Origin of the sequence: Flavobacterium succinicans (assembly GCF_001662485.1) — a bacterium.
Taxonomy (GTDB): Bacteria; Bacteroidota; Bacteroidia; order Flavobacteriales; family Flavobacteriaceae; genus Flavobacterium; species Flavobacterium succinicans_A.
Genome location: NZ_JMTM01000070.1, coordinates 79164 through 92672, shown reverse-complemented (window position 1 = coordinate 92672; position 13509 = coordinate 79164). Strand labels below are relative to the sequence as shown.

The window sequence follows — 13509 nt, the reverse complement described above, 5'->3', positions numbered from 1 at the left end:
TTATGGTTTCGGTTTTCTAATGAAATCATAAAGTTTAGCTCTCTATTTCAGAAATCAAACTTCTATTTCTAACCCTAACTATAATTTATTCTCCGTATGAAGCAGCGATAAATTCTTCGTAAGTAACTTCTTTAGTTGTTGGATTCGCTTTTTCTTTGAACAACTCCAATAATTTGGCAGCAACTACCTGCTCAGAAAGTCTTTTCACTTCTTCTTGGTTAGACAATACTCTAGCTACAATTCCTTGAACCTCTTCGTCTGTAGGATTTGTTTGCCCAAATTGTGCCATTTGTTGTTTGATAGCATTGGTAGTGAACGTTTTCAAATCCTCAAAAGTAATTTGAATATTACTTTGTGCCATCGCTTTTCCTTCGATCAATTGAAAACGCAATCCTTTTTCAGAACGTGCATATTCTACTTCAGCTTCTTCTGGAGTTAATTTTTTCTCTCCAACAGTTTGTAGCCATTTTTTCAAGAATTCAGCTGGCAAATCAAATTTAGTGTTGTCAATCAAAAAGTTTTGAACATCAGCCAATAATTTTTGATCTGCTTGTTGAGCGAATTGCGCCTCAGCATCTTCTTTGATTTTTGCTTTCAATTCTTCTAAAGTGGCAACATTTCCTTCACCAAACAATTTATCGAACAATTCTTGGTTCAATTCAGCTGGCTCAGAAGCATTAATTGCTTCGATAGTGAAATCTACATCAACGGCTAAATCGTGTACATTATCGTGTCCTACTTTTAGGTAATCCATTAATTGGTGATCGTCTTCAAACAAACCTTTAGTGTTTACTGTCACCACATCGCCTACTTTTTTACCGATAAATAAGTCTTGAGTAGCTTTGTCTTTGAAAGTATCCAAAGAAATAGATGTTGGGTTGTTGATTCCGTTGGCTTCGCTAGAGAAAATTCCAGTTAAATCATTACCTGCAGCTACTACTTCTTGAGGAATTGCTTTTCCAAATTGTTTTTGAATACGCGCTACTTGTCCGTCGATTAATTTATCATCAGCAGTAACGATGTATTTTACGATATCATTTTTAGCTTCTAAATCCAATTCGAAGTTAGGTACTAAACCAATTTCGAACTCAAAAGTTAATTCTTCCGCAGACCAATCTCTATTCTCTTCCTCTTTTGCAAGTGGAGTACCTAACAAATTCAATCTTTCAGACTGAATGTAACGCTCTAAAGCCAAGTCAATTACTTTCTTAACTTCTTCTATTTTGATTGCTTTTCCGTATTGTTTTTCAACCAAATCTTTTGGCACTGCGCCTTTTCTAAACCCTTTTACTTGAGCCAAAGGCATTTTTTCATTGATTCTTTTGGCTACTTGACCTTTGTAATCCATGTGCACCACATTCATCACAATTGTTTCAGTCACAGCATCTATAGCTACTCTTTTGATATCCATCGTCTTCTTTAATTTACGTAATAAAATTGGGTGGCAAAATTATAAAATTTTCAACTGGCAAACAAGCTTTTTATTTCCAACCTTTTGAATTGAAAAACAAGCGCTTATTTTCTTTAAACTTATGTTATAATTCATTCAAAATTGCATCAAAATCAAGAATTAGAATTAAATTTACTCTTTTAAACAGAAAAAATCATGAACAAACAACTCATCGTTATCACTGGAGCAAGCTCGGGTTTTGGATTAGAAATGGCTAAAGAATTCTCAAAAAGTGGCTATCCGCTTTTACTTTTGGCCAGAAGATTAGAAAAAATGGAAGCACTTAACCTTCCAAATACACTATGTAGAAAAGTGGACATTACAGATAAAAAAGCTTTTGAAAATGCCATTAGAGAAGCAGAAGCAGTATACGGAAAAACAGACTTATTAATAAACAATGCTGGAAAAATGCTTCTTGGTGACCTTGCTACTCAAGATCCAGCAGAATGGAAATCGATGCTGGATATTAATGTTACTGGTGTTATGAATGGAATGCAAATTGTTATGAATGACATGAAAGCAAGACAATGTGGGACCATCATTAATGTTTCTTCTATAGCAGGACTTCAACCTTTTGGGAATCATGCTGCTTATTGCGCATCAAAATACGCCGTTAGAGGACTTACTCAAACCGCTAGAATGGAGATGAGCCCACACAATGTACGCGTTATTGTAGTTGAACCTGGCGCGGTGACTACCGAACTTCTTGGGCATACTACCGACCAAAATATTATTGATGGATACAACCAATGGAAAGAAACTGTGGGCGCAGTAAACATTACTGCCAAAGACATAGCTACTACGATTAAATTCGCCTACGAATTACCACAAGGCGTACTTTTACGAGAAATTATCATTACTGATACCAAGCAAGACGCTTAACTCAAGAGGAACTTGTTTTCAACTAGCGTTCATGATTTTTTTCCGAAAAGTCATGAACGCTAGTTTTTTTTCATTTAATACAACCATCATTTTCGCAATTGAGAGCTACACTATTCATCGAAAAGCACTCAAGCATCTGGTTGATTGACAATATTTTGTGACTAAACAGGCAATTTGTTGCTCAATAGCCCCGGCAGGAGCGGCATCCTTTTTGGTGCCGATTTTTTTCGGCACCAAAAAGATATAGCGGATGACGGGACGATGCCTCCAAAAAAGCCTTTTGTTTCTGCTCCTTTGCCAAAAATCGGATGGCCTTTTTTCTACAATTTATTTTTCCTTAATAAATATCCCATAAGCGATAGACTGCGAAATGGAAAGCACTAAACTAAAGAGCAAGGCTGTCCAAAAAGAATCGACTACAAATCCGCCAACAATTTTGGTGCATAAAACTATTACCAAACCATTGATGACTAACAGAAAAAATCCGAAGGTTACAATGGTAAACGGTAAGGTTAGCACCACCATAATGGGTTTGATAAAAATATTGATAAGACCCAAAACGAATGCTACAATTAATGAGGTAACGAAACTTGCGACATGGACTCCTGAAATGATGTTGGATAGTAACAAAACTAATCCTGCGGTGATAAAAAGGCGTAATATCATGTTCATAATTTAATGTTTTTGGGTTAGTTTAAAATAGAAAAATTATTGGTTTTGTAAAAAATCAACACAAAACTGAAAAAAAAGTTTTGGATTCTCAGCATGCAACCAGTGACCTGCTTTTGGAATGGTTTGCAATTGCATGTTTGGAAAATGAAGCTGCATTTTTTCAAGATCTTGATCTAAAATATAATTAGAATTCCCTCCACGAATAAAAAGCGTAGGCATCATTGCTACGGCATTTTCTGGCAAAGCTTTACCAATTTGGTCAATTTTTTGATTAAAAACAGACAAGTTGAAACGAAAAGCTAATTGTCCTGGCTCTTGCCAATACAAACTCTTGAGCAAGAATTGTCGCGTGCCAAAATCAGGGATATGCGTTGTTAAAACAGCATCAACTTCGTTTCGGCTTGGTTGGGTAGAGAAATCAACCGCATTTAAACCCGCCAAAATTTCTTGATGATGTGGCGCATAATATTTAGGTCCAATATCGGCTACAATTAATTTTTGAACCAAATCTGGATAGGTGGTAGCTAACAACATAGCTACTTTTCCACCCATGGAATGCCCGATGATATCGATATTTGTTAAATTATTCGCCTTACAATAGTCGTATACATCTTGTACCATCAACTCATAGCTAAAATCATCCGAGTGAAAACTTCGTCCATGATTGCGTAAGTCCAATAAATGCACTTGATAGCCCTGATCTACAAATTGAGTTCCTAATGTTTTCCAATTGTCCGACATTCCTAGAAAGCCATGCATAATAACTAAAGGTTGACCTGAACCTTCTATTTTTGAGTGTAACATAACGAATTAAATTACTTTAATTTTTGCAAATACATATTAACAACATTATCTAACCCTAAATAAATAGCCTCAGAAATTAAGGCGTGTCCAATAGACACTTCTAACAAGCCTGGAATATTTTGATTGAAAAACTGAATATTATCCAAACTCAAATCATGTCCTGCGTTGATCCCTAATTTAAGTTCATTGGCCAATTCGGCTGCTTTTACATAAGGCTCGATTCCTTTTTCGTTTCCTAAACTGTATTCGTGCGCAAAGGATTCGGTATATAATTCTATTCTATCGGTTCCTGTTTTTTTAGCGCCTTCGATCATGGCTGCAATTGGATCGACAAAAATAGAAGTTCGAATGCCGTGGCGCTGAAATTCTTGGATCACCTCAGTCAAATAAGATTGGTTAGCGACGGTATCCCAACCCGCAGAAGAAGTGATTGCACCAATAGCATCTGGAACCAAAGTCACTTGAGTTGGTTTGCATTCTAATACCAAATCAATAAAATTATGTTGTGGATTCCCTTCGATATTGTATTCTGTATATACAATTGGTTTTAAATCACGAGCATCTTGATAGCGAATATGACGCTCATCAGGCCGAGGATGAATCGTAATACCTTGCCCGCCAAATTTTTGAATATCTGTGGCTACTTGTAGCAAATTAGGAACGTTACCGCCTCTAGCATTACGCAAAGTAGCTATTTTGTTGATGTTTACACTTAATTTTGTCATGTTACCTTATATAATTAATTCCAATACAGTATTGAGGAAACAAAAATACAAAGTAAAACCTAGGACTTTTTGCCTTTTTTTGATTATTTTGCATGAAATATTTCGGAGAGAACGATGACAGAAATTTTAAATTATATCACCAACGATTATAAAGCCATTGATAGCCAAGAAACCATAACGGCTATTCAAGACCATTTGGATGACATTCCGTTTTCGCACTTTCCTGTTCTAGAAGACGGCATCTATATTGGATGCATTATCAAAGATGACCTTGAAACCTTTGATGGAGACAAAAAAGTAACCGATTATCGCTTTACTTTGGAACCATTTTTTGCTAGAACCAAAATGATTTGGTTAGATGTATTGGAAGTTTTTGCCAAAAACCACACTAATTTAGTTCCTGTTTTAGACGAAAATAACGCTTATGTGGGATATTATGAAATAGAAGACATTATTAAGTTTTTTCATGAAACTCCTTTTTTAAAGGAACAAGGAGGCATTCTTGTGGTTCAAAAAGGAGCTTTAGAATACTCCATGAGTCAAGTTGCTCAAATCGTAGAAAGCAACAATGGCAAACTTTTAGGCCTTTTTATTTCAGAAGCCAATGCCGAATACGTTCAAGTTACGATTAAAATAAGTTTAGGAGCTATGAATGACATTATCCAAACCTTTCGTCGCTACAACTACGAAATCATTTCTGAACACCAAGAAGACAATTACATCAACAACCTAAAAGAACGATCCGATTACTTGGATAAATACCTTAGTATATAATATCACCCAAACGAATACTCCTAAACTCATGAAAGTAGCCCTATACGGTCAATATTATTTAGTAAGCACTGAACCGATCATCAAAGACATTTTTGTTTTTTTTAATGAAAATCAAGTCGAAATGGTGATTGAAGCTACTTTTCTTGACATGTTATATGAAAAGAAGATTGTACGAAAAGAATACAAAACATTTAGTTCGCATACCGAATTAGACAGTAGCTTCGACATGCTAATTAGCATTGGTGGCGATGGCACAATGCTCAGAGCAGTAACTTTGGTTCGCAATTCTGGCGTCCCTTTATTAGGGATAAACGCTGGCAGATTGGGTTTTTTGGCAAATGTTCAAAAAGAAAATATAGCTGCCTTTATGCAATTGGTTTTGGACAAAAAATACACCTTGTCTAAAAGAACCTTACTTAGCTTGTCTTGTTCTCCAGAAAACGAAACGATTCTTGATATCAACTTTGCTTTAAACGAAGTTACGGTTAGCCGTAAAGACTCTACTTCAATGATTACTATAGAAACGTATTTGAATGGAGAGTTTTTAAATTCCTATTGGGCAGATGGGTTGATTATTGCCACACCAACGGGAACCACTGGCTACTCTTTGAGTTGTGGCGGCCCGATTTTAACACCAGATGTAAAAAGTTTGGTCATTACTCCTATCGCCCCACACAACCTTAACGCAAGACCACTCGTTATTGCTGATGACACCGAAATTGTTCTTAGAGTTACCGGACGTGAGGATCACTATTTAGTTTCACTCGACTCCCGAATCACCACGGTACAAAACGAATCCGTATTGACTATCAAAAAAACACCGTTTCAAATAAATATGATCGAAATCCAAGAAGAAACCTTCTTAAAAACCCTTCGAAATAAATTACTTTGGGGTGAAGATCGAAGAAACTAAGTTTATTTTAAACCTTTCTATACGATACCATTAGAATTTGTCGTTTTAACTATTCAAGAGCTGTAGCTGAACAAAAACTTGTTTATTTCTGAAAAAAGTAGACATTTGTGCTATTGAGCGTTGATTAGTATTGAATATTATTATATTTGCACGCAATTTTATAAGTATGAAGAAATTCTTTTATTTGCTTTTAGTAACTTTTTCTTACGGAATTTCCTATTCTCAAATTCATGAAATAGGCCTTTTTGCTGGAGGAAGTAATTTTATTGGAGATGTAGGTGCCACCAATTACATTGCTCCAAACAAAGCAGCATTGGGTATCATATACAAATGGAACAAAAGCCCTAGACATGCTTATCGCTTTTCTTACACACAATCAATGTTACAATCGAATGACTCAAAATCAAAAGAAGGCAGTAGAATTCAACGAGGATATTCCTTCACCAATACCATCAAAGAATTATCAGCAGGATTAGAATTCAATTTTTTTGATTTTAACTTACACGAAACTAAAACAAAAATAACGCCCTATGTTTTTTCTGGAATCAATTATTTTTTTCATGACGAACTGTATGTAGATGCTATTGGAGATACTTATAAAGAAAAAACCGGAAATTCCATTGCTATCCCTATGATTGTAGGCATAAAATCGAATGTATCTCGTAGGTTTATTATTGGATTAGAAGTCGGTGCTAGATATACATTCACAGACAATATAGACGGAAGCAATCCTGACACTACCACTTTACAGCAATATCGTTTTGGCAACATCAATAATAAGGACTGGTATGTTTTTTCGGGTTTAACATTAACCTATACTTTTGGTGAAAAACCATGCTATTGCGCATACTAATTATGGATTTACTACAACAAATAGACACAAAAAAATTACCCAAACACTTAGCCATCATCATGGATGGCAATGGGCGTTGGGCAAAAAAACAAGGTTTCTTAAGAGCTTTTGGCCACGAAAGCGGCACAAAATCTGTCAAAAAAATCATTCAAGCTAGTGCAGAATTGGGTATAAAAAACCTAACTCTTTATGCATTTTCAACTGAAAATTGGAATCGACCAAAACTAGAAGTTGACACACTGATGAAAGTACTGATCAATGCATTAAAAAAAGAAGTCGATACCCTTCAAAATAACAACATCAAACTGAATGCCATTGGCAATCTTGAGTTGCTACCAAAGACTGCTCAAAACCAACTTTTGGAAGTAATTAACCTTACAAAGGACAATACATTAATGACACTGACCCTAGCCTTAAGCTACGGATCTAGAGAAGAATTAACAAATGCAGTAAGAATAATTAGCGAGAAAGTTAAAAATAATATAATTTCAATTGACACTATTGACGATTCAATTATAAATGAGCATCTTTACACGCATAATTTACCGGATGTAGATTTAGTAATACGTACCAGTGGTGAACACAGAATAAGCAATTTTCTGCTTTGGCAAATTGCTTATGCCGAGCTCTACTTTACGGATATTTTATGGCCGGATTTTAAAGAACAAGATTTATATGAGGCTATCCTTAGTTATCAAAAAAGAGAACGTAGATTTGGAAAAACAAGTGAACAAATTAAATAAAATTTTAGTGTTACAAAAAAGTATAAAAATAGCCTTTACCCTACTCCTTTTTGGAAGTTTTTCACAAATAAAAGCGCAAGACCGCGTCCCTTTTGACCAAGGAAAAAAATACATACTCGCTAAAGTAGACGTTACAGGGAAAATTAGTTTTAACAAACAAACCGTTGTTACTTTTTCAGGTTTAGAAAAAGGACAACAAATTACCGTTCCAGGAGAAGAAATAAGTAGCGCCATCAAAAAATTAGGCAAACTAGGTTTGTTTGATGAAATCACTTTTTATGTCAATAAAATTGAAAATGACAGTATTTTTCTTGAATTAAACATTCAAGAATTACCAAAATTGAAAGAGGTAAAATTTGTAGGCGTTAAGAAAAACAAAACCGAAGCGCTTATCAAAGACAACAACCTAAATAAAGGTAAAATTGTCAACGAAAACCTTATTACTACTACAAAAAATTACATAGAAAACAAGTATAAAAAAGATGGATTCTACAACACCAAAGTAGTGATTGTAAATACTCCTGCTGACTCTGCTACCAGCAACCAAGTCAATATGTTAATCAATGTTGACACTGGAACAAAAGTCAAAATCGCTAGCATTGATTTTGTTGGAAATAATAAATTATCCGACAAAACATTGAAGGCAGCAATGAAAGAAACAAAACAAAAGAAACTGACTCGAATTTTAAAGAAATCAAAGTTCATTAAAGCAAAATACAAAGAAGATCTTGAAAAAGTAATCGCAGTCTATAAAGAAAAAGGGTATCGTGACGCACGAATTGTTTCAGATTCAGTTTCCTATAATAAAGAGCAAAATGCGATTAATATTAAGGTAAATATAGAAGAAGGGAATAAATACTATTTTGGAAACATAAAATTCCTTGGAAACACCGTATATCCAGATCATTTATTATCTCAAGTTTTGGGTATAAAAAAAGGAGAAACCTACAATGGAGTACTTCTTGAAAAACGTATCGCCGATAAATCCAAACCAGACAGCGAAGACATTACCAATTTATACCAAAACAATGGTTACCTTTTTTCAAACATTAATGCTGTAGAGGTCAAAACCGCTAACGATACGATTGATTTTGAGATTAGAGTAACAGAGGGTCCAATAGCATATTTTAACAAAATATCAGTAGTTGGAAACGACAAAACTAACGATCGCGTTATTTATCGCGAATTACAAACAAAACCAGGTGATAAATACAGCAAAGATCAATTGGTTCGTACCATACGAGAAATTGGTCAATTGGGATTTTTCGATCCTGAAGCAATTGATCCTAAATTCAAAAATGTTGATGCCGGTGCTGGAACTGTAGATATCGAATACCATTTAGTAGAAAAAGGAGCCAGTCAAATCGAACTACAAGGAGGTTATGGCGGTGGAGGTTTCATTGGAACCTTAGGACTATCATTCAACAACTTCTCTGCAAGAAATATGTTTAAAAAAGAAGCTTACAAACCATTACCAATGGGAGATGGTCAAAAAGTATCCCTTCGTTTGCAAGCCAGTACATTTTTCCAGACGTATAGCGTGTCATTCTCAGAACCTTGGTTTGGCGGAAAAAAACCGGTTTCTTTTAGTTCATCACTCTCTTACAGTAAGCAATTTTTACAAAGTTTCTCTACAGGAAACTCAAGAGTAGACAAAAGCAAAAGCTTTAACATCTTATCGCTTTCTGTTGGAATCTCAAAACGTCTTAGTGAACCTGATGATTTTACGTATTTATCACACGCTATCAGTTTTCAAAGCTATGACTTGAATAATTACTTTACAGGATTGTTTAGCTTTGGAAATGGCTATTCTAACAACTTAGCTTATACGATAGGAATTACACACACCAACAAAGGTTTCAATCCGATTTTCCCAACCTATGGATCAGAGTTTAGCTTATCAGCTAAATTCACCCCACCTTATTCCTTATTCAATGGAGTAGATTATAAAAATTTAGGAGAACTTAAAGAAAACAAATACATTTACGATGGAAGCATTGGCGACTCATACGTAGGAGATAACGGAATAATAGTCAACAAAGGAGATTACGTTGAGGCAATACCCACGCAAAACACTAGACCAAATAGTGTAACTGATTATAAAGACGCCGCGGCAGATCCTGCCAAAGTGGATCAACAAAAATTCAATTGGTTAGAATATTATAAAGTAAAATTCAAAGCAGATTGGTATACTAAAGTATATGGAAAATTCGTTTTAAGAACTTTGGGAGAATTTGGTTTCATGGGAGCTTACAATCAAAACAGAGGACTAGTTCCTTTTGAGCGTTTCTTCTTAGGTGGTGATGGTATGCAGAATTTTGCCATGGATGGTAGAGAAACCATTCAGTTGAGAGGGTACCCAAACAATTCATTAACCCCGCTAGTAAATGGTTCACAAGATGGAGCAACAGTTTATAATAAATTTTCAATGGAGCTACGTTATCCTATAACCTTAAAAGCATCGGCCTCGATTTATGCTTTAGCGTTTATGGAAGCTGGATCATCATTTGCTAACTTTAAAAACTATAATCCTTTCGATTTAAGTCGTTCGGCTGGTTTTGGATTACGTGTTTTCATGCCTGCTTTTGGTTTATTAGGAATCGATTTTGGTCATGGATTTGACCCAATTCCAGGACAAACCAAAGCCAATGGATGGGAAACCCACTTCATTATTGGTCAGCAATTCTAGAATTATTGAAACTAACCACATTCAACGCTATAAAGTTATGAGAAAACATATTTTATTTATATTTTTATCCCTTTTTGTAGTTGCAATTGGTAATGCTCAGTCGAAAGGGCCAAAAATTGGGTATATCGATATGGAGTACATTTTACAAAATGTAAACGGCTATATTGACGCAACCAATCAATTAGAAGTTAAAGCACAAGCTTGGAAACAAGAAATTGAAGTTAAAAAGAGTGAAATTAAAAAATTAAAAGACGCTCTAATCATTGAAAAAGCCTTACTAACAAGAGAGTTAATAGAGGAAAGAGAAGCTGAAATTAAATTTCTTGATACCGAATTGTTAGAATATCAACAAAAAAGGTTTGGAGCTAATGGCGATTATATTTATCAAAAAAGTTCTTTATCAAAACCCGTTCAAGATCAAGTCTTTACCGTCGTACAAGATATTGCCGAACGACTAAAATTTGATTTTATATTTGACAAAAGCTCTGATATGACAATGCTTTTTGCAGCAAAAAGATTCGATATTAGTGATCAGGTATTACGAAAGTTAAACAATACCGATAAACGAGAAAAACTAAGTAAAAAACAGCAAGAAGCTGAACAAGCAAAAGAAAAAATTCAAGAAGCTCTAGATGAAAATCCAGAGTTAAACGAACGTCAATTACAATTAGAGGCAAAAAAAGCAGCAAAAGAAAAGGCACTTGCAGAGCGCATTCAGTTACAAGAACAAAAAAGAAAAGATTTCGAAGATAATAGACGTAGACTAAAAGAAGAAAGGGAAGCTAAAAAAAATGGCACAGTTTCTGTAACCACTGAAAAAGTAGCAACTGAAAAGATTAAAACGGAAAAAGCAGCCACAACCATAAAAGATGAGACTGCAACGACAACAAAAAATAATGCTGAAATTGAACGAGAAAGAATTGCCGCCGAAAGAGCCAAATCAGTAGAAGCTAAAAAACAAGAAATCGCTGATCGTAAAAAAGCATTAGAAGAAAAAAGAAAGAAGATACTAGAAGAAAGAGAAGCACAAAGAAAAGCCAAGGAAGAACAATTAAAACAAAAAACAAACGGAAATTAATTACTAAATTTTTTAAAACAATGAAACAAATCAAAACTTTATTAATTGCAGCAATGGTAGTATTGGGAGCAAATACAATGAATGCTCAAGCAAAGGTTGCACATGTAAATGTTGGTGAAATTATGACTAAAATGCCAGCTATGCTAGACGCTCAAAAACAATTAGAAAAATTGAGCACTACTTATGATGCTGAGTACAAAAAAATGGTTACTGAATATCAAGATTTATTAAAAAAATACGAAGCTGAAGCAAAAACTGTTACGGATGCTGTGAACGACACTCGTGGTAAAGAAGTGCAAGACATGCAACAACGTATTGTAGCTTATAGAGATAATGCTCAAAAAGAATTACAACAAAAAGAATCAGACATTACTAAACCATTATACGAAAAAGTAAGAGCATCTATCCAAAAAATTGGAAAAGCAAAAGGAATCCAATACATTTTAGATGGAGCTTCTCTTTTATTAGCTGATGGTCCAGATTTGACAGCTGATGTTAAAAAAGACTTAGGTTTCTAAGAAAAAACCAACTTATAGTACAACTGCTCCTTTCTTTAGATCGGAGCAGTTTTTTTTTGAACAATTTATTTAACTTTGTTACTATGAATAACAATCAACCCATAGGCGTTTTTGATTCTGGTATTGGCGGCACTTCTATTTGGAAAGCCATCCATCAATTGCTACCTAACGAACAAACGATTTATTTGGCCGATAGTAAGAACGCTCCCTATGGACAAAAGTCTAAAGAGGAAATCATTGCATTGAGCATGAAAAACACAGAACTCTTACTAGAAATGGGATGTAAACTTATAGTAGTGGCTTGTAATACTGCCACAACCAATGCCATTAGAGAATTAAGAGCCAAATACGACATTCCTTTTATTGGGATTGAACCAGCTATCAAACCTGCGGCAACACATTCTAAGACTCAAACCATTGGCATTCTTGCCACTCAAGGCACTTTAAACAGTGAATTATTCAACAAAACAGTCGAGAGGTATCAAGACACCAAAATCATTGAACAAATTGGCCATGGATTAGTTCAACTAATTGAAAGTGGTAACATCGACTCTGTAGAAATGAATCAATTACTAACTGAATATCTTACACCAATGATTGCGGCTAATATTGATTATCTAGTTTTAGGCTGTAGTCATTATCCGTATTTGATTCCACAGATTAAAAAAATATTACCTCCTCATATCCAAATAATTGATTCTGGTGAAGCAGTTGCAAAACAAACACAAAATGTTTTGAAAGAAAAAGTAGGACTCTCGAGTTTAACAGAAAGTCATCCTATGTTTTATACTAATACAGATCCAAAAGTCCTTTCTGATATTTTAGATAATAAGTATCAAGTTCTCTGTAAAGATTTTTAGTTTTAAAAGGGATTTTAATAATTAGTTTTCTTCTTTAAACCAGCTTGAGTACATGACGTAATTATTAGAAATACGTTCGATTTCGCCAGCAAAATCAGATTGATCAATATCTTTTACTTTTTTTGCAGGAACTCCAGCAAAAATCGTCCCTGAAGGCACAATAGTGTTTTGTGTAATCACAGAACCAGCTGCAACGATAGCATTACTTTCAATCACACAATTATCCATCACAATGGCTCCCATTCCGATTAAAACATTGTCATGAATCGTACATCCATGAACAATTGCATTATGTCCAATAGATACATTATTACCTATCACCGTTGGATGCTTTTGGTAAGTACAATGAATCACTGCACCATCTTGAATATTGACCTTATTCCCTATCGAAATTGAATTAACATCACCTCTCACCACAGCATTGAACCAAACACTACAGGATTCCCCGAAAGAAACCTCTCCTACAATAGTGGCATTTTCGGCAACATAACAATCAGTTGGAATTTTGGGAGACTTCCCATTAACAGATTTAATTAACATAACTTGGG

At 34.8% G+C, this 13509-nt stretch carries 14 protein-coding genes; 9 read left to right on the top strand and 5 right to left on the bottom strand.

Annotation, left to right across the window (positions count from 1 at the left end; translation table 11 throughout):
* Positions 1-85: 85 nt before the first annotated feature.
* The gene (locus tag FLB_RS12910; protein ID WP_064716372.1) at positions 86-1411 is read right to left on the bottom strand and encodes a trigger factor; all 1326 of its coding nucleotides are present in this window, start codon (positions 1409-1411) and stop codon (positions 86-88) included.
* Positions 1412-1606: 195 nt separating this feature from the next.
* Here FLB_RS12910 and FLB_RS12905 point away from each other — a divergent pair, with 195 nt between their 5' ends.
* Positions 1607-2332 carry an SDR family oxidoreductase gene (locus tag FLB_RS12905; protein ID WP_064716371.1) on the top strand — a complete coding sequence of 242 codons (726 nt, stop codon included), beginning with the start codon at positions 1607-1609 and terminating at the stop codon, positions 2330-2332.
* A 327-nt stretch (positions 2333-2659) separates the two neighbouring features.
* Here the strand turns inward: FLB_RS12905 and FLB_RS14160 are convergent, their stop codons facing one another.
* Genes FLB_RS14160 through FLB_RS12885 form a run of 3 tightly spaced genes read right to left on the bottom strand, consistent with a single transcriptional unit; the run spans position 2660 to position 4533 of the window.
* Positions 2660-3004 (bottom strand): phage holin family protein, encoded by a 345-nt coding sequence (locus FLB_RS14160; protein WP_082923293.1) that lies wholly within the window; start codon positions 3002-3004, stop codon positions 2660-2662.
* A 36-nt stretch (positions 3005-3040) separates the two neighbouring features.
* Entirely contained in the window at positions 3041-3808 is a 768-nt protein-coding gene (locus FLB_RS12890) for an alpha/beta fold hydrolase (protein WP_064716368.1), read from the bottom strand.
* Positions 3809-3819: 11 nt separating this feature from the next.
* On the bottom strand, positions 3820-4533 hold the full coding sequence (locus FLB_RS12885) for a pyridoxine 5'-phosphate synthase (protein ID WP_064716367.1): 714 nt from the start codon (positions 4531-4533) through the stop codon (positions 3820-3822).
* 114 nt (positions 4534-4647) lie between these two features.
* Here FLB_RS12885 and FLB_RS12880 point away from each other — a divergent pair, with 114 nt between their 5' ends.
* The 8 genes from FLB_RS12880 to murI all read left to right on the top strand — a co-directional run bounded on the left by FLB_RS12880 (position 4648) and on the right by murI (position 12961).
* Entirely contained in the window at positions 4648-5307 is a 660-nt protein-coding gene (locus tag FLB_RS12880; RefSeq protein WP_064716366.1) for a CBS domain-containing protein, read from the top strand.
* 28 nt (positions 5308-5335) lie between these two features.
* On the top strand, positions 5336-6220 hold the full coding sequence (locus FLB_RS12875; protein ID WP_064716365.1) for an NAD kinase: 885 nt from the start codon (positions 5336-5338) through the stop codon (positions 6218-6220).
* Between the two features lie 166 nt (positions 6221-6386).
* Positions 6387-7073, top strand: coding sequence for a DUF6089 family protein (locus FLB_RS12870; RefSeq protein WP_064716364.1), 687 nt, complete (start codon positions 6387-6389; stop codon positions 7071-7073).
* A 2-nt stretch (positions 7074-7075) separates the two neighbouring features.
* Positions 7076-7816: an isoprenyl transferase gene (locus FLB_RS12865; protein WP_064716363.1), complete on the top strand. Its 741-nt coding sequence runs from the start codon at positions 7076-7078 to the stop codon at positions 7814-7816.
* Positions 7749-10505 (top strand): outer membrane protein assembly factor BamA, encoded by a 2757-nt coding sequence (gene bamA, locus FLB_RS12860; RefSeq protein WP_064716362.1) that lies wholly within the window; start codon positions 7749-7751, stop codon positions 10503-10505. Before FLB_RS12865 ends, bamA begins: the two co-directional genes overlap by 68 nt.
* Positions 10465-11583, top strand: coding sequence for an OmpH family outer membrane protein (locus FLB_RS12855; protein WP_317039028.1), 1119 nt, complete (start codon positions 10465-10467; stop codon positions 11581-11583). Before bamA ends, FLB_RS12855 begins: the two co-directional genes overlap by 41 nt.
* Positions 11584-11603: 20 nt before the next feature.
* The gene (locus tag FLB_RS12850; RefSeq protein ID WP_064716361.1) at positions 11604-12101 is read left to right on the top strand and encodes an OmpH family outer membrane protein; all 498 of its coding nucleotides are present in this window, start codon (positions 11604-11606) and stop codon (positions 12099-12101) included.
* Positions 12102-12184: 83 nt separating this feature from the next.
* Positions 12185-12961 carry a glutamate racemase gene (gene murI, locus FLB_RS12845; RefSeq protein ID WP_064716360.1) on the top strand — a complete coding sequence of 259 codons (777 nt, stop codon included), beginning with the start codon at positions 12185-12187 and terminating at the stop codon, positions 12959-12961.
* Positions 12962-12982: 21 nt separating this feature from the next.
* Here murI and FLB_RS12840 read toward each other — a convergent pair whose 3' ends face one another.
* The gene (locus tag FLB_RS12840; protein ID WP_064716359.1) at positions 12983-13501 is read right to left on the bottom strand and encodes a gamma carbonic anhydrase family protein; all 519 of its coding nucleotides are present in this window, start codon (positions 13499-13501) and stop codon (positions 12983-12985) included.
* Positions 13502-13509: the final 8 nt, after the last annotated feature.